Annotated in this window: 18 protein-coding genes; 8 read left to right on the top strand and 10 right to left on the bottom strand. The window is 64.4% G+C overall.

Going from position 1 to position 15468, the window contains the following annotated elements; genetic code table 11:
• Positions 1–24 precede the first annotated feature (24 nt).
• The 5 genes from BRA49_RS09805 (at position 25) to BRA49_RS09785 (ending at position 4597) form a co-directional block, all read left to right on the top strand.
• Positions 25–1086, top strand: a complete 1062-nt coding sequence (locus BRA49_RS09805; RefSeq protein ID WP_292385625.1) for an NAD(P)-dependent alcohol dehydrogenase — start codon at positions 25–27, stop codon at positions 1084–1086.
• Between the two features lie 16 nt (positions 1087–1102).
• Complete coding sequence (locus BRA49_RS09800; RefSeq protein ID WP_292385624.1) at positions 1103–1864, top strand: SDR family NAD(P)-dependent oxidoreductase; 762 nt, start codon at positions 1103–1105, stop codon at positions 1862–1864.
• 51 nt (positions 1865–1915) lie between these two features.
• The gene (gene npdG, locus BRA49_RS09795) at positions 1916–2602 is read left to right on the top strand and encodes an NADPH-dependent F420 reductase (protein WP_292385622.1); all 687 of its coding nucleotides are present in this window, start codon (positions 1916–1918) and stop codon (positions 2600–2602) included.
• A gap of 30 nt (positions 2603–2632) precedes the next feature.
• The gene (locus BRA49_RS09790; RefSeq protein WP_292385620.1) at positions 2633–3421 is read left to right on the top strand and encodes an SDR family oxidoreductase; all 789 of its coding nucleotides are present in this window, start codon (positions 2633–2635) and stop codon (positions 3419–3421) included.
• 216 nt (positions 3422–3637) lie between these two features.
• The gene (locus tag BRA49_RS09785; RefSeq protein ID WP_292385619.1) at positions 3638–4597 is read left to right on the top strand and encodes a zinc-binding dehydrogenase; all 960 of its coding nucleotides are present in this window, start codon (positions 3638–3640) and stop codon (positions 4595–4597) included.
• A 139-nt stretch (positions 4598–4736) separates the two neighbouring features.
• Here the strand turns inward: BRA49_RS09785 and pfkA are convergent, their stop codons facing one another.
• The 3 genes from pfkA to BRA49_RS09770 all read right to left on the bottom strand — a co-directional run bounded on the left by pfkA (position 4737) and on the right by BRA49_RS09770 (position 7655).
• Complete coding sequence (gene pfkA, locus BRA49_RS09780) at positions 4737–5708, bottom strand: 6-phosphofructokinase (protein WP_292385618.1); 972 nt, start codon at positions 5706–5708, stop codon at positions 4737–4739.
• On the bottom strand, positions 5705–6979 hold the full coding sequence (locus BRA49_RS09775) for a phosphoglycerate kinase (protein ID WP_292385617.1): 1275 nt from the start codon (positions 6977–6979) through the stop codon (positions 5705–5707). Before BRA49_RS09775 ends, pfkA begins: the two co-directional genes overlap by 4 nt.
• Positions 6980–7199: 220 nt before the next feature.
• Positions 7200–7655 carry a ferritin-like domain-containing protein gene (locus tag BRA49_RS09770; protein WP_292385615.1) on the bottom strand — a complete coding sequence of 152 codons (456 nt, stop codon included), beginning with the start codon at positions 7653–7655 and terminating at the stop codon, positions 7200–7202.
• A gap of 379 nt (positions 7656–8034) precedes the next feature.
• On the opposite strand from BRA49_RS09770, the gene BRA49_RS09765 reads away from it, so the two are divergent.
• Entirely contained in the window at positions 8035–8691 is a 657-nt protein-coding gene (locus BRA49_RS09765) for a DUF5591 domain-containing protein (RefSeq protein ID WP_292385614.1), read from the top strand.
• Here BRA49_RS09765 and rbcL read toward each other — a convergent pair whose 3' ends face one another.
• Positions 8692–9984: a type III ribulose-bisphosphate carboxylase gene (gene rbcL / locus BRA49_RS09760; RefSeq protein ID WP_292385613.1), complete on the bottom strand. Its 1293-nt coding sequence runs from the start codon at positions 9982–9984 to the stop codon at positions 8692–8694.
• 130 nt (positions 9985–10114) lie between these two features.
• Between rbcL and BRA49_RS09755 the strand changes: the two genes are divergently transcribed.
• On the top strand, positions 10115–10960 hold the full coding sequence (locus BRA49_RS09755) for an alpha/beta hydrolase (protein WP_292385610.1): 846 nt from the start codon (positions 10115–10117) through the stop codon (positions 10958–10960).
• Between the two features lie 203 nt (positions 10961–11163).
• Here the strand turns inward: BRA49_RS09755 and BRA49_RS09750 are convergent, their stop codons facing one another.
• Both BRA49_RS09750 and BRA49_RS09745 read right to left on the bottom strand, forming a co-directional pair.
• On the bottom strand, positions 11164–11505 hold the full coding sequence (locus tag BRA49_RS09750) for a hypothetical protein (protein ID WP_292385608.1): 342 nt from the start codon (positions 11503–11505) through the stop codon (positions 11164–11166).
• Positions 11492–11815 (bottom strand): ArsR/SmtB family transcription factor, encoded by a 324-nt coding sequence (locus BRA49_RS09745; protein ID WP_292385606.1) that lies wholly within the window; start codon positions 11813–11815, stop codon positions 11492–11494. Before BRA49_RS09745 ends, BRA49_RS09750 begins: the two co-directional genes overlap by 14 nt.
• Positions 11816–11976: 161 nt before the next feature.
• Here BRA49_RS09745 and BRA49_RS09740 point away from each other — a divergent pair, with 161 nt between their 5' ends.
• Positions 11977–12441: a hypothetical protein gene (locus tag BRA49_RS09740; protein ID WP_292385604.1), complete on the top strand. Its 465-nt coding sequence runs from the start codon at positions 11977–11979 to the stop codon at positions 12439–12441.
• Between the two features lie 335 nt (positions 12442–12776).
• On the opposite strand, the gene BRA49_RS09735 is transcribed toward BRA49_RS09740, so the two are convergent.
• Genes BRA49_RS09735 through BRA49_RS09720 form a run of 4 tightly spaced genes read right to left on the bottom strand, consistent with a single transcriptional unit; the run spans position 12777 to position 15343 of the window.
• The gene (locus BRA49_RS09735; protein WP_292385602.1) at positions 12777–13466 is read right to left on the bottom strand and encodes a TfuA-related McrA-glycine thioamidation protein; all 690 of its coding nucleotides are present in this window, start codon (positions 13464–13466) and stop codon (positions 12777–12779) included.
• Positions 13426–14640: a YcaO-related McrA-glycine thioamidation protein gene (locus tag BRA49_RS09730; protein ID WP_292385600.1), complete on the bottom strand. Its 1215-nt coding sequence runs from the start codon at positions 14638–14640 to the stop codon at positions 13426–13428. The genes BRA49_RS09735 and BRA49_RS09730 overlap by 41 nt, the downstream gene beginning before the upstream one ends.
• Positions 14637–15050, bottom strand: coding sequence for a molybdenum cofactor biosynthesis protein MoaE (locus BRA49_RS09725; RefSeq protein WP_292385599.1), 414 nt, complete (start codon positions 15048–15050; stop codon positions 14637–14639). The genes BRA49_RS09730 and BRA49_RS09725 overlap by 4 nt, the downstream gene beginning before the upstream one ends.
• A gap of 14 nt (positions 15051–15064) precedes the next feature.
• Complete coding sequence (locus BRA49_RS09720) at positions 15065–15343, bottom strand: ubiquitin-like small modifier protein 1 (RefSeq protein WP_292385597.1); 279 nt, start codon at positions 15341–15343, stop codon at positions 15065–15067.
• Positions 15344–15468 lie beyond the last annotated feature (125 nt).

Genomic DNA, 15468 nt, shown 5'->3' with positions numbered 1-15468 from the left:
TTTCAATCATATACAGGTGACTGAATGAAAGGCCTTGCAAGAACTGGTAAAGGCAGGATTGGATGGGTCGAGAAAGACAGGCCCGTTGCCGGGCCGCGGGACGCTATTCTTCGGCCGCTGGCCATCGCCCCGTGCTCCTCGGAGCTGCATATGATCTGGGGCGACATGGGCGACTACATGCCCCCCGACCGCATCATGGGCCACGAGGCTGTCGGTATCGTCGAGGAAGTAGGCAACGAGGTCGGGGACTTCAAGCCCGGCGACCGGGTCATCGTCCCCGCAATCACCCCCAACTACCTGCGTGTCCCCTCGCAACGGGGCTTTGCCCAGCACTGCGACGGGATGGCTTCCGGTATGCCGTTCTGCACGCAGAAAGACGGTGTGTTCGCAGAGTATTTCCACGTCAACGACGCCGACGCCCAGCTCGCGCTGCTTCCCGACGGGGTGACTCTGGACCAGGCCGTCATGATCGGCGACATGATGACCACGGGCTTCTACGGTGCCGAGATGGCCAACGTCCAGCTCGGGTCGACGGTCGCCGTCTTCGGGATCGGGCCGGTCGGGCTGATGGCCGTCGCCGGTGCGCACCTGCTCGGGGCTGCACGGATCCTCGCTGTGGGGAGCCGGCCGAACTGCGTGCAGGTCGCTAAAGCGTACGGGGCGACCGAGATCATCGACTACCACAACGGCGATACGGTCAAGCAGATCATGGACCTGACCGACGGTGCGGGAGTGGATGCCGCGATCACGGCCGGCGGCGGTGTTGAGACCATCGGCCAGGCGATCGAGGTCCTGCAGCCCGGCGGCACGCTCGGGAACATCAACGCCATGGAGCATGCCGAGTCGATCCCCATTCCGCTCGCTGCATGGGGCGCAGGCCTCGCCAACAAGACGATCAAAGGGGATGTCTGCCCCGGCGGAAGGGCGAGAATGGAGCGGCTGGCCGCCCTCGTCAAGGCCGGGCGGATCGACCCGAGCAGGCTGATCACGCACCGGTTCACGAACTTCGAGGATATCGAGGAGGCCCTTTTGCTGATGCACGAGAAGCCAAAAGATCTGATCAAGCCCGCAGTAATTCTTGAGTAACCAATCGGAGAGAACTATGCCAATGTTTGACTTACACGGTCGCGTTGCGGCCGTAACAGGCGCATCATCGGGTATCGGCGTGCAGATGGCAAAGGCCCTGGCTGGCCAGGGTGCGGACATCGCCATCATGGCACGGAGAAAAGAGAAGCTGGACGAAGTCGCCGCGGAGATCCGTGCCCTCGGCGTCCGGTGCCTGGCGGTGCAGTGCGATGTCACGAGCACCGAGTCGATCAAGAACGCGGTCGGCGAGATCGTCAAGGAATACGGTAAAGTGGACATCCTGCTGAACAACGCGGGAAACGCCCACATGGCGCCGTTCCTGGAGTACTCCGACGAGGGCTGGGAATCGACGATCGCCGTAGACCTCACGGCTGTCTTCAAGGTGGCCCGCGAGTTCGCGAAAGTGATGGTCAAGAACAACTACGGCCGGATCATCAACACAGCCTCGATGTACGGCCTCGTCGGCGCCACGGCGTCGACGGTCGGTTACCAGGCAGCAAAGGGCGGCGTGGTCAACGTGACCCGCCAGATGGCGGTCGAACTGGCACAGTACAACATCACCGTGAACGCGATCTGCCCCGGGTTCTTCCCGACGCCGCTGACGAAGTCCGCGCTCGAGTCCCCGGAATGGCAGGCCTACGTGAAGGCCATGGTCCCCATGAACCGGAACGGGCGGGACGGCGAGCTGAACCCGGCCATCGTCTACCTGGCAAGCGACGAAGCGAGTTACACCACGGGGACGACCACGGTCGTCGACGGTGGCTACACCTGTATGTAAGTATAGCGAGACGAACACGAGAACAAACACAAATTCAGAACGGTGAACGACATGACAATTGGAGTAATCGGCGGAACAGGGGGTCAGGGTCTCGGGATCGCCCTCCGGTTTGCACAGGTAGGAGAGACCGTCATCATCGGCTCGAGGACGCTTGACAAAGCCCAGGCCGGTGTCGACAAGGTCAAGGAGCTTCTCGGCGACATCCCGAACATCAGGGCGGCCACGAACCCCGACGCGGCGAAAGCCGCCGACGTCCTGGTCCTCACGGTGCCGCTCGCGGCCCAGAAGGACACGCTGCTCTCGATCAAGGAAGGCGCCGCAGGAAAGCCCCTGCTCGACGCGACCGGACCGCTGGAGTCCTGCATCGGCGGGTCGGCGACGAAGTACATCGACCTCCCCGAGGGGTCCGCCGCGGAACGGTCCCAGTCGATCCTGCCGGACGCGAAGGTGATCTGTGCGTTCAACAACATCTCCCAGACCTGGTGGATGCAGCTGAACGAACCGATCGACTGCGACTGTCTCATTTCCGGCGACGATAAGGCGGCCAAGGAGCTCGTGACCCCGCTGATCGAGAAGATCCCGGGGATCAAGGTCGTCGACTGCGGCAAACTCGAGCGGGCCTGTATCATCGAGAAGATCACGCCGCTCCTGATCGGCCTCAACATCAAGAACAAGTGCCAGTTCGGCGGCATCCGGATCACCGGCCTTGACAAGGGCCGCGCCTGCGACTCGAAGTGATCCGAATACCAGTGCAAAGGAGGAGTTATCATGGGAAGACTTGAGGGAAAAGTAGCAATTGTAACTGGAGCGAGCTCCGGGATGGGTGCGGCAATCACGAAGCGCTTTGCCGCGGAAGGCGCGAAAGTCATTGCCATTGCACGGAGGAAGGAGAAACTCCAGGGCGTCATCGACGAGGTCGTCAGGAAAGGCGGCACGGCCATTGCCGTCTCCGGCGACGTCGCGAAGGAAGAGGACGTCAAGAACGCCGTGAAGACTGCCGTCCGAGAGTTCGGCAAGCTTGACATCGTCGTCAACAACGCGGGCAGCCTGGACAGGGTGGCCCCGGTCGGAGACCTCGACGATAAGACGTGGGAGCAGGTCTTTGCCGTCAATGTCGACGGCCCGATGTACATGTTCCGCGCCGCGCTCCCCGTGATGCTCAAGAACCCCGGCGACGCCGAGGGACTCAACAAGGGCGCCTTCGTCACGGTCTCATCCATCGGTGGGACCCACGGCGGGCACAGCGGGGCCGCCTACACGGCATCTAAGCACGCGAGCCTCGGGCTCGCAAAGAACACCGGCTACATGTATGCCAGGAAGGGCATCCGGTCCAACATCATCGCGCCCGGCTACGTCGCAACCGAGATGGTGGAACTCTCCCGGACGACCCACAGCCACCCTGAGGGGATGGAACTCGTCTCCGCCGGTGTCGGGGCCAACCCGCGTATGGGTAAGGCCGAGGAGATCGCGAACCTGGCTCTCTTCCTCGCATCGGACGAGGCGAGCCTGGTCAACGGCGCAGTCGTCCCGGCGGATGCCGGCTGGTCTGCGTGGTAACGTAGAGAAGACGAACAAACCCTGCCGGGCGGGCGGACGGGCTGGACCCCGCGCCCCGGCAACGGCAGGAACGACCAGCATCTTCGCTCGAACCCGGCCGCCGGGGAAACGTCATGGGATGACCGGATATCTGGGCGGGATTGTGATTGTAGGTGCTGGATCGCGAGACTGCACGTCCGGACAGGATGGAGCAGCTGAAACGAGGAGAGCATAACTATGATGAAAGGATGGGAATTTACCTACACCCATAAACCGCTGAGACTTGTTGAAAAACCTGATCCGGTCGCGAAACCCGGTTACGTAGCACTCGATGTGAAAGCCTGCGGGCTCTGCCACTCGGACGTCGGCGCAATGGAGGATGAGAAGTGGCTGGCGCTGATGAAGTATCCGCTCATCATCGGTCACGAATACGCCGGCGTCATCACCGAGGTCGGCGAAGGCGTCACCGGATACAACGTGGGAGATAGAGTCGGCGTCTGCCCCATGCCCACCAAGGATGGATACGGCGGGGGATACGGCCGGGACGGCGGCTACGCCACGAAGTCGACCGCTCCGGTCGAGATGCTGGTCCCGATTCCCGATAATGTGTCATTCCCCTATGCTGCGGCCGCTACGGACGCGGGGATGACCTCCCACCATGCGGTAGCCGTGGCGGGCGGGGCTAAGCCCGGCATCAACATGGGGATCATCGGCATCGGTGGCCTGGGCCAGATCGGCACCCGGGTTGCCGTCCTCAAGGGCGCCAACGTATACGCGGCTTCCCGGAACCCCGTCGCACGGGAAGAGGCCATGAAACTCGGATGCAAGGCCGCATACTCAACGATCAGCGAGGTCGCCGAGCACGTCGACCTGGACGTCATCGTCGACTTTGCCGGGGCCGGTAAGACAACTGCGGACGCCCTCGAGGCAGTCGGCGTCAACGGCCGCGTGGTCCTGGTCGGCATGGCAAAACTGGAGACCACCCTCAACACGATGCCCCTGATCACGAAAGAGGTTACCATACTCGGCAGCCAGGGCGGCAACGTCGACGATATCGCCAGCGTCTACACGATGATGGCATCGGGCAACCTCAAGCCGGACGTCACCGAGATCGGGTTCGATGATATCCCTGCGGGCCTGGAAAAACTCAAAGCAGGCGGCGTAAGAGGCAGACTGGTTGCCGTCATGGACAAATAAGGGGATCCACAGAGCAGCGAAACGTTCGCAAATACATCCGCATCATTCACCCGGGTAGTTTTCAACGTCCTGCCCATTTTTGGTGGGGTCCGGGCGGTGTTCCCATAGGGCGAGGGACCTTCCGGCCCGGGCACCCCGCCTATTCCGAGAGGAACGAAAAGATCCGCACTAAGTCCTCGTCAAGGGGTTTCTTCTTCTGCCAGGTATCTTCAAGCGGGGTGCACGTCAGGTCGCCGCCTCTCTCTCCCACCATGCACCCGCTCCGGCCCTCGAGCAGCGCCTCGATGGCGGCGACACCGAGAAGGCTCCCGAGCACCCGGTCGCGCATCGTCGGCGGCCCGCCCCGCTGGAGGTGGCCGAGAACGACGACGCGGGAGTCGAAGGCAAGGCGTTCCCCGACCTCCCGTGCAATCCGAAAGGAGATGCCCGGCGCCTCTCCCTCCGCCACCACCACGATCGCGCTCTTCTTCCCGACGATGAACCCCTCACGTATGCGATCGCTTATCCGGTCGATCGAGACCTCTTCTTCCGGGATGACCAGTTCTTCGGCGCCGCCGGCGATACCGCTCTCGAGCGCGAGGAACCCGGCCGTCCGCCCCATCACCTCGATGAAGAAGAGACGCTCGTGAGACCGGGCCGTGTCGCGGATGCGGTCGATCGCCTGGACGGCACAGTTCGCCGCGGTATCGAACCCGATGCAGTAGTCGGTCCCGTAGACGTCGTTGTCGATGCTCCCCGGCACCCCCACGAGCGCCGCCGTATCCGTATCGGCGGCGAGCAGGGTTGCGCCATGGAACGTCCCCTCACCCCCAATCAGGATGACGCCGTCAAGCCCCATCCGCTCGATCGCCGCCGCCGCCCTGAGCCGTCCTTCCCGGGTGTAAAAGTCCTTGTTCCGGGAGGTCTCGAGGATCGTGCCGCCCAGGTGGATGGTGTTTCGGATCGCCTTCCGGTCGAGCGGCACCGTATCGCCGGCGATGAGCCCGGTATACCCCCGGCGTATCCCGACAATGACGAGGTCGTGGGCGAGCGCGGTGCGCACCGCCGCCCGGATGCAGGCGTTCATCCCCGGGGCGTCGCCGCCGCTCGTCAGGATGCCGATCCGTTTCACGGCTCCTCCGCATCGTCGAGCGCCGTGACGCCGGGAAGCGGTCTCCCTGCAAGCATCGTGAGCGCGGCCCCGCCGCCCGTCGAGACGTGGGTCAACCGGTCATCAAGCCCGAACCGCACCACCGCATCCGCGGTCGATCCGCCGCCGACAACCGTGGTGCCGCGGAGATTGGCGAGGGTCGCGGCAATCCGGCGCGTCCCCTCCGCAAACGCCGGGACCTCGAAGACCCCCATCGGCCCGTTCCAGACGACAGTCCGGCATCTGCTCAGTTCGTGGCTGAACTCGTCGGCCGCCCCGGGTCCGATATCGGCGATGAGCCAGCCGTCCGGGATCTCTGTTGCAGGTACAACCCGGGTCGGCGAACCCGCCTCCAGCCTCTCCGCGACGACGATGTCCCGGGGCAGGAGGAGGCGGAGACCGAGTTCTGTCGCTTGTGCGGAGATCGCCCTGACGGCGTCCAGGCGGTCGGTCTCGACGTGCGATATGCCGGTCCCGTAGCCCCGGCTTGCAAGGAACGTGGCCGCCATGCCTCCCCCGATGAGGAGAAGATCCACCCGGGAGATGATGTTCTCGAGGACTTCTAACTTGTCGCTCACCTTGGCCCCGCCGATGACGGCGGCAAACGGTCTCTCGGGGTCTTCCAGGATGCGCCTGAAGGTCTTCACCTCTTTTTCGAGCAGGAGCCCGGCCACCGCCGGCAGGTGTTCCGGGACGCCCACGACCGAGGCATGAGCCCGGTGGGAGGCCCCGAAGGCGTCGTTGACGTAGACCTCCGCGAGGCCGGCGAGGTGCTTCGCAAAGGCCAGGTCGTCCGCTCGCTCCTCCGGGTGGAACCGGAGGTTCTCGAGGAGGACGATATCCCCGCCGCTCATCCCCGCGACCGCGCTCTCCACCTCGGGGCCGATGCAGTCCCGGAGCGCGACGACCGGCCGGTCGAGGAGGACGGAGAGCCGGTTCGCCACGAGGGCGAGGCGTAACCGCTCCTCGACCACTCCCTTCGGCCGGTCCAGGTGGGAGCAGAGGATGACCCGCGCGTTTTGCTCGCAGAGGTAGCGTATCGTCGGCAGGCTGGCCCGGATGCGGGTGTCGTCGGCGATGGTGCCGTCTTCGTCGAGCGGCACGTTGAAATCGGCGCGGACGAGCACCCGCCTCCCCCGCACGTCGACATCCCGGATGGTCTTCTTCTGTCGTAGTATCACGTTCTGCATACCGGCATACCCCCGGAGCAGCGGAGATGGACCGGGCAGGTCCGGGTAGATAAGCGGCTGCACCGCCGTCCGGCTTCCCGGTCCCTGCCGTTCCCCGCAGATTTACGGTTCTGCACTGCATGCGTTCATGGACATATATAGTGTTCGCCGCATCGTCCCGGGTGAACGGGTGCCGCCGGGACGGTCCGGCGGCGGCGCCGGCAGAAAGAGAACGTCGTCGGGGAGCACGCAAAACGGGTGAGCCGGCACAAGAGCGAGGTGAGGAAAGGGTTTGAGGCGGGGGTTACCACGCCTCGGGATACGCCATGTTCGTGTAGAGATCCTCGAGCCGGGCCTTGTGCCCCTTCTCCATGTTCGCGAGCTGCTCAAAGACCATCTTCTGTCCTGCATCCGCAGAGGCGGCGGCAAGCTGGGTATACATCTGTGCAGCCTGAAGTTCCTTCTTGACGGCGAGAAGCAGGCCGTCGAGCGGCTTCATGTCGACCGAGAGCGCGGGCTCGTCGATGGCGTCGGTGACCTTGTAGTCACGGGCCGCTACGAAGCGCATCTCGTCCGCACCACGGAGCAGAATGCCCTGCAGGTACTCCCGGTGGCCTTTTTCCTCCTCGGCAAGGTCGAGGAAGAGAGTCTTGAGGCTTGTGTCGCCGACTCTCTCGGAGACCGACTTGTAGAAGGTATACGACTCTACTTCGCTGTCGATAGCGTTGGTGATGATCTTCTGGAAGTCTTTGGTATTCATGGTTGATTCTCCTTTTTTTTGTTCTGCAACTTCCCGGCCCGGGGCCGGTTGCCATATCGTCCGTGTATGTACGAACAATACAGAGTATATGGGATGATACTATTTATACATTCTGTTTTTGCCCGCAGGGGTCCGGCAGTGCGGCCCCCGACCGCACGGGATGAAGCGGCTGCTCCGCACCCGGGCCAGAGAAGCCCGGTGAACCGCCAGGGCATCAAGGGTCGTCTTAGCCGGTGCGCCTCTTTTCGGCATCCGGGCGCTCCTCCGGCTCCCCGATATCCCGCGGGTGAAGCGTCAGGACGGGGTCAGATTTTTGCTCTTTCCGGTCCAACGGTAGAGACTTGATGAGGAACGCATCTCCGTGCAGGAGGACCGGATAGTGCGAGGTGCGGCTGCCCCCCGGCGGGTCGTCGAAATCGTCCGGGACCGGCACGGGAACCCTATCGAGATCTTCGACCCCCCGTTCTACCGGGAGGAGTTTGAAGACGCCTACCGGTTCATCATCGACGAGTACGTGGTTGCGCCAAAGGAGATCGGCCTCTTCCTCCCCTGCTCCGTCCGGAAACCCTACAGCCAGAGCCCGAGCCATAAACTCTTCCGGCGGCTCATCGACGGCGTCCTCGCCCCGGAGGAGTACCACATCGTCATCTTCGGCACCTGCGGGACGGTCCCCGCGGAGCTCGAGTTGATGTACCCCTACAAGAACTACCATTACATGCTCGGCAAGACCATGGACGAGCGGATCCGGCGGGATTTCCACCGGATCGAGGTCTACCGCCTGAAGGGGTACCTCAAGAAGACCCGGGAGACCTACCGGCACCGGCTCGCCTACTGCATCGGGCCGTTCCGCAAGGCGATGGCGGAGGCCTCGGAAGAGACGGGGATCGCCGTCGACCTGCTCCCCTCCGACCCGATGATCGAGCGGCTCTACGATATCGACTGCCCGTTCCCCGAAGGCAGCCTCTCGATGCAGGGCTACATCGACGAGTTCCGGGAAGGGCTCGTGAGACTCGCAGAGTCGATACGAAAAGAGTGATTATTTGGGCTTATAGTAGCCCCACTTCTCAAGCGCACCCCTGAGTGCCGGGGCCTTCTTCGCCTTCTCGTCGAGAGTTTCCCCGTCCTTCCAGGCCTCGATCGCCTGCATCGTGGCCTCTGCGCCCGCCCGCGTCCCCTTCGGGTGGCCGTGGATGCCGCCGCTGACCAGGAGGACGAGTTCCGTGCCGTAGATATCGAGGATGTCCGGCACGAGGCCGGGGTGGAGCCCGCCCGACGAGACCGGGAACGCGCTCTTGATGCTGCCCCAGTCCTGGTCGAGGGCCATGTGGTCAACGGCGAACGTGCGCTGCTCCCGGAGCATATCCGCAAGCAGGGTGGCCTCCGCCCGCGTGCCGACCAATTTCCCGACCGCTGTCCCGGTGTGGATCTGCGCAACACCGACAAGGCGCATCATCTTCGCCAGGAACTGCATCGTGATCCCGTGTTTCTCGTCCCGGTCGAATGCCGCGTGCATCGCCCGGTGGGCGTGGATGGCGAGCCCGAGGTCGGAGCAGTAGTCCCGGAGGGTCGCGACGGCGGCGGTCCCGGCAACCACGACGTCGATCATCGCGTAGTTCCAGCCGGAGTCCGCGAGCATCTTCGCCCGCTTCTCCATCGTCCCGGTATCGGCCGTGATGTTGATGAACGCGGACTTCACGTCGCCGGTCTCCTGCTCGGCCTTATCCCGCATCTTCGTCATCGCCCGGACACGGTCCTCGAACCGGTTGAACGAGTGGGAGGTCAAATTCTCGTCGTCTTTGACAAAGTCGAACCCGCCCATCCAGGTCTCGTAGCCGACCGCGGCGTGTTCCTCGGCCGTGAACCCCACCTTCGGCTTCGGCACCGCACCCGTGAGCGGCCTGCCGCGGACCTTCATCATCTCCCGGACCCCCTCGATGCCGAAGTGCGGCCCCTTGAAGTGCCGGAGGTAGTCGGCCGGGAGCGAGGCATCGATCAGCCGGAGATTGTTGAGCGCCTTCATGCCGAAGATGTTCCCGGCGATGCCGCTCAAGAGCTGGGCAGCGTTCCCCTCCTCCCAGAGGGCAAGGGGATAGGCGATCTTCACATAATTTCCCTCGATCTCGAACGCCTTCGCCTGGAGGTCGCGCATCCGGGGCGGCATGGTAAAGAGCGTGGTCCAGGTCCCGGTCGAACTCTCGGACGCGATCCTCCCCACCGCCTCCTCCCTGCTGATCCCCTCCGCCGGCTCGAAGTAGTAGAGGGCTACCAGCTCGTCCGGGCCGGGGGTATGGGTTACGTCAACAAACTCTTCATACCAATCAATCGCCATAGAATCACCTCTTGAAGGAAGGGGTGCCAGGGTAGAAAAACCTTCCATTCGGAGCAGGGCAGAGAGGCCTGTAGCCGCTTGCTCCCTGCGGGCGCCGAATTTATCAGCCGGCGGGTCCAAAAGGTGCATCATGGGAAGACCCGTTGAGAACGCCCGCTCGCTCTTCGACTACGACGCAGGGGAACCGCCCGGCGCCAGGGCGACCGGCATCGATGTGACGATCCGCGACCTGACGTATCAGGCCGCTCCGGACCGCTGGGTCCGGGCCTATCTGGTGGCCCCGACCCCCGATCAGTCGCACCACGCCGGCATCCTCTTCCTCCACCCGGGGCCCGGGAGCCGGGCCACGTTCCTCGCCGAGGCCGTGACTCTTGCCGGGATGGGTGCGGTCTCCCTCCTGGTCGATGCCCCCTGGGCCGATGACGGGGTAGCGGCCTGGGGCCGGGCGGTTACGGACCCCGGGGAAGCGGTGCGCGAGCATATCCGGACGGTGATTGACCTTCGCCGGGGAGTCGACCTCCTTCTTGCGCGGCCGGACGTCGAGCCGCTCCGGATCGGGTTCGTCGGCCACAGTTTCGGGGCGCTCGTCGGAGGGGTGCTCGCCGGCGTTGATCGACGGCTCTCGGCCGCGGTCCTGATGGCGGGCACCGGGAGGTTTGCCGACGTCGCCGCCGTGAACCTGCCCGACCTGCAGGGCGAGCGGCTCGACGACTACCGCCGGACGCTCGCGGAGGTCGACCCGGCGGTATGGGTCGGCCGGGCCGCCCCCGCCGCGCTCCTCTTCCAGTCCGCTCTTCGCGACGAGGTCTTCACGGAGGAGCAGTCCCGGGAGTTCTTCGAGCGGGCGAGCGATCCGAAGTCGATCGCGTGGTACGACGCGGGGCACTACCTGGATGAAGAGGCACGTCGCGACCGTATCGCATGGCTGGCAGAACGGCTCTCGCTCAAGCGGCGGGAGGCGGGCGGTTTCCGGTAGCGACCTTCGGTACCGGGAAGTTGCTACAAAACACATTTTTTGTTATAAAAGATAAACATTATTATGTAAGGAATTCTTACTACTATGTGGCCAGGCATTCTGCGCGATGGAACCCTGCCTGCGCCTCGTCTGTCATGCCCTTAGACGCGCCGCTGCACGTCCTTCATACACCCACCAATCATTTTTTAGGGCACACGGCGACCTCACTCAGAGATCCCGTCAAGGACCTTCTCGATCCTGTCCACCTTCGCCTCGATCCGTTCCACTGACTGCCGCAGCATCTGGAGTTCCCCGCCGGCCGCACCGCTCTTCTGTCCCGCCGCACTTGCTATCTGGTCTTCGATCCACTCCTTGAGCCTTACGACGATGATGAGGAGCAGCGTCAGAATACCAAGATTAATGATGACGTAGGCGGATCCGGCAAGCACGGCATTCAAGGAGTTCGAACCGCCAAGCAAGCCGGCGACAAGGCTGCTGATCACGAGCAGCACGATGACGGCGCCCCAGAGCGCCTTCAGATAGAGTTTCCACCTATCCTGTTTCATCTTTTGACCTCTCTAATGACATAATCACGTCCAGGTTCAGCACCACCTCAAACGGCACCGCACGGTAGTACCTCCGGAGGTAGGGTGGTTCGTCCGATGTCCGGCTGACCCCCTCCGCGAGACCGAATTTCTCCAGCTGCCGCAGGTAGATGGCAGCCAGCGGGCGCGATATTTCGAGTTCTTCGGCAATCTCGCGGGCATACTTCTCTTCGGCCGCGATCGCCCCGAGTACGGCGAGCCGCTGCTCGTTCCCGAGCAGGGAGAGCAGCCGCGCCAGTTCGGGGAGGGCGCTGAAAGATAATGTCAACATATGTAAATAATTTTTTACACATATATGTGTTCCCGTGTGAAGTCCCGCATGCTCTCCCCTGCCCGGTGCTGCCGGCCATCCCGGTCAGAGGATCACGCAGGGCCGCCGAGCCGTAACATTCTTCCCCATCGGGTGTGTTCACGCGCTGCAGGTGATCGGGTATGACAGCCGACAGGGTGCGGAAGAACACGCCGCCCGGGATCAACGCCCGGATCGATCGCGAGATCGCCGGGAGTATCAGGCAGTTTGCCGGAGAGGACAACTTCGCGATAACCAGACGAATCCGTGAACTGGACCGCGAATGGGACGTCGAGCGGGCGCTGGAGGCGAACGCGGCATTCTTCGGGATGACGGGGCTTGCGCTTGGGGTCTTCCGTGACCGGCGGTGGCTGATCCTGCCGGGTCTTGTCCTGCCGTTCCTTCTGCAGCACGCCGTGCAGGGATGGTGTCCGCCGCTCGAGGTCCTCCGGCGGCTGGGGTTCCGCACGAGAAAGGAGATCGACCGGGAGAAGTACGCCCTGAAAGTGCTGCGCGGCGACTTCGCGGACCTCCCCGCTCTCGCCGGGGGCTCAACGACGGGACGCGCAACGGCAGCCCTTCAGGCAGCGGATGCGTGGCATGGATGACGGCCGGGGAGACCTCCCGGGGTTGTGCCGCCCCGGGAGATATCGTTCTGGTCAGGATAGGTGTGTACGAGGTACGCTCTTCTCCCCGCCGGCATCGCGGGTCCCGTTCCGGGGTGCATCCGGTCGCGGGCCCGGTTTCTGACGTTCGCGTGGGTATCGCCGTTACCCGGGCGATCTTCAGGGCACTTGCTCCTTTGAGCACATCTGTGTGGTCCGGCCGGCACTCCCGGGTGCGACGGCGGGAGGTGGGTCACCCCGGTCGTCGCGCTGCCCCTTTTGCGCCGGGAGTGAACCCGTGCCGGTATACAGAACTCGGTCCGGCCGGCGATATATTCCTACGATGACCCGGGTGAGACCATTGAACCGGGCGGTTCAACGCCTCCGGCGAGATCCCTGATGTATTCGAGCGCAAGCAGCGCGTCCTCGCGCTTCCTGTCGACGGCATGCTCCCCGGCAAACGCCAGAAATCGGGCGAGGTCCTCCGGGTCGGCCTTTCCTTCCGCCGCCTCGACGACCATATCGTAGGTCCGGTCCGGGAAGTAGAGGCCCCGGGCGGCGTCGAGGAGCGTCCGGGCGGTATCGGCCCCGATCACCCCGGACGCGAGCGCCTCCTGCAGGGTCGCCCGGATGTTCACGAGCGGTTCGGAGAGCGGCACATACGTCTCGGGATCGAAGAGGAGCGCCACCTCGTCGTCGGCGACGAGCCTCCCCTCCCGGTAGGCCCGGTAGATCTCCCCGACGCCCTCCATCCCGAGGCTGTCGAGTTCCGCGGCACGGAGCGCTCCCATGCTGGAGGCCCCGACGACCCGCACCCCGGCACGGAGCGCGGCGAGAACCTCCCGGTGGGCGACGGCGCAGTCCTGGAAGAAGACCCCGTCGATGAGCCCGATGATCCGGGCCCCGTCTTCGACGGCCCGGGTTATGTCGCCCCGTTTCGCCGGAGGGCGGTACTCGGCGTCGAGAACCGCCCGGGCGGTCGCGTGGTCACAACTGGGACCGAGGAAGACGACGACTCCGCGCGTCACGGCACCTCCCCCCCATCCGGTCCTGGTCCATCGCATACATCTCGAGCCCCGGCACGATCACCCGGACGACCGGGATGCCGATCTCCGGCCGGGTGAGGTCGACCACAACCACCCGGGAGAGCCCGGCCGCCGCGAGCCGGCCGGTAACGTGGCGGATGTCGGTCAGGAAGTCGTCGCTGTCAAACGACGGCATCTCCGCAAACTCGACCGCGTCGCTCTCCGCAAACCAGTGCCGGTTCAGCCGTTTCGTCCGGTCGTAGCCGATCCGCTTCCTGACGTCCGCAGTATCGGTATCCTCTCTCGCGCCGTGGATCTGGGTCAGCCTGCTCTGCGCGACCTCCGTCAACGCCCGGAGGACCGCGATCCGGGCGCTCGTGTGGGATCCCATCCCGATCGTCAGCAGCGCCGGGTCCCGGAGCACCACGTCGTCGGCGACCGCGGCCACCGTGGGGATACCGATATCGCTCGTGATATCCTTCAGCGTGACCTCGACGCCGGCGGCCGCGAACTTTGCGAGCAGGTCGGCGGCAAGACCGTCGTCGACCCCCTCGATCCGGGGGCCGGTGTTTCTGGTCACCTCGACAAGCGACCAGGCGTCGCGCTCGACCACCTCCATCAGGGCATGGAAGGTCGCTTCTTCGAGGGTGTTGCCGGAAGCAAGCCCGTTGGTGTTGGTCCGGAAGAGGCGGCCGCAGGTCAGCGGGAGGGGGTGGAAGACCGCGTGGGCCGGGACGAGGACCTCCTCGTCCCGCACGATGTCGTAGCCCTCGACCCAGGGGACCACGAGATCGGCCGGGACCCTCTCAGGGAGGATCAGGGCCGCCGGGTCGAGCGCCGTCCTTTCGGCCGAGACCTCGCTGTACCGTCCGATGACGGTCTCCCTGCCGTCCATCTCGCCCGAGTAGCGCTCGATCCCCTCCATCATCGCCGAGACCTCCGCCTCGATGGGGGTGGCGCCTTTCCCGTTGTAGACCGATATCGCTCCCGCCTCGGCAGTCGGCCGGATGCTCGAGAAGACCGGGATGCCGATCCGGTCCAGGTTCGTGATATCGGCGACCCGGGTGATCCCCGCCGCGGGAAGTCTCGCCTTCGCCCGCTCGAGCGTCACTTCGGGCGGGATACACCGCTGGGTCTCCTTCGCGTAGGCCTTCCGGCACGATTGCAGCCGGATCATGCGTCGCCCCCGGACGACTCGCCCGGCACCCAGCGCTCGCCGTCTTTCCCGATCTCCTTCTTCCAGATCGGCACGCTCTGCTTGATCCGGTCGATGATGTACTCACAGGCGCTAAAAGCCTCTTTCCGGTGTCCGGCGCCGACGACGATGAGGAGGATCTTCTCCCCGACACGGAGCCGTCCTACCCGGTGAATGATCTCGACGGCCTCGATCGGGTATTGCTCAAACGCTTCGTCCCGGATCGTCTCCATCTCCTTCACCGCGACCTCCTCGTAGGCCTCAAGCTCCATCACGTCGATCCCGTCGTCCCGGACGACACCGAGGAAGGTGACCAGGGCGCCCATACCGGGCCGTCTCACCCGGTCGATCACGGCGTTCACGTCAAAATCGTCTCTGGTTACGCTGATCATTCCGGTCTCCTCCGTCACCCGCCCGCCACCGGCGGGAAGAGCGCGACCTCGTCGCCGTCGGCGAGGGGAAGCGTCCCGGTCTCCGCACGCCGAAGGCGCCTGCCGTTGTGCATCAGTATCACGTATCCACGAAGCTCTCCGTTCTCCTCAAAGAGCGTCTCCCCTGCCTCTTTTGAGGTCTCACCGACCGCCGCAAGCAGCCGGCTCATCGTCGCCCCCTCGGGGACCTCCAGCGTGAGGTCTCCCCCGATCGTCTCTCGCAACCGGGCAAACGCCCTGACCCGAACCTGCATTCCTCTTCTCATCTCCTCTAGGACCGGCCGCACGCTCCAGGCAGCCGGCGTCGCCCATCCCGATCCGTGGAGAGACCGCAAGCAGGTCTTCTCGGGCAAGGCCCGGGCAGTCCAGCGTCCACGGA

Origin of the sequence: Methanoculleus sp. UBA430, from assembly GCF_002506585.1 — an archaeon.
In the GTDB taxonomy this organism is placed as follows: domain Archaea; phylum Halobacteriota; class Methanomicrobia; order Methanomicrobiales; family Methanoculleaceae; genus Methanoculleus.
The sequence above is the reverse complement of the archived record's forward strand: the minus strand, read 5'-3'. Positions and strand labels throughout refer to the sequence as shown.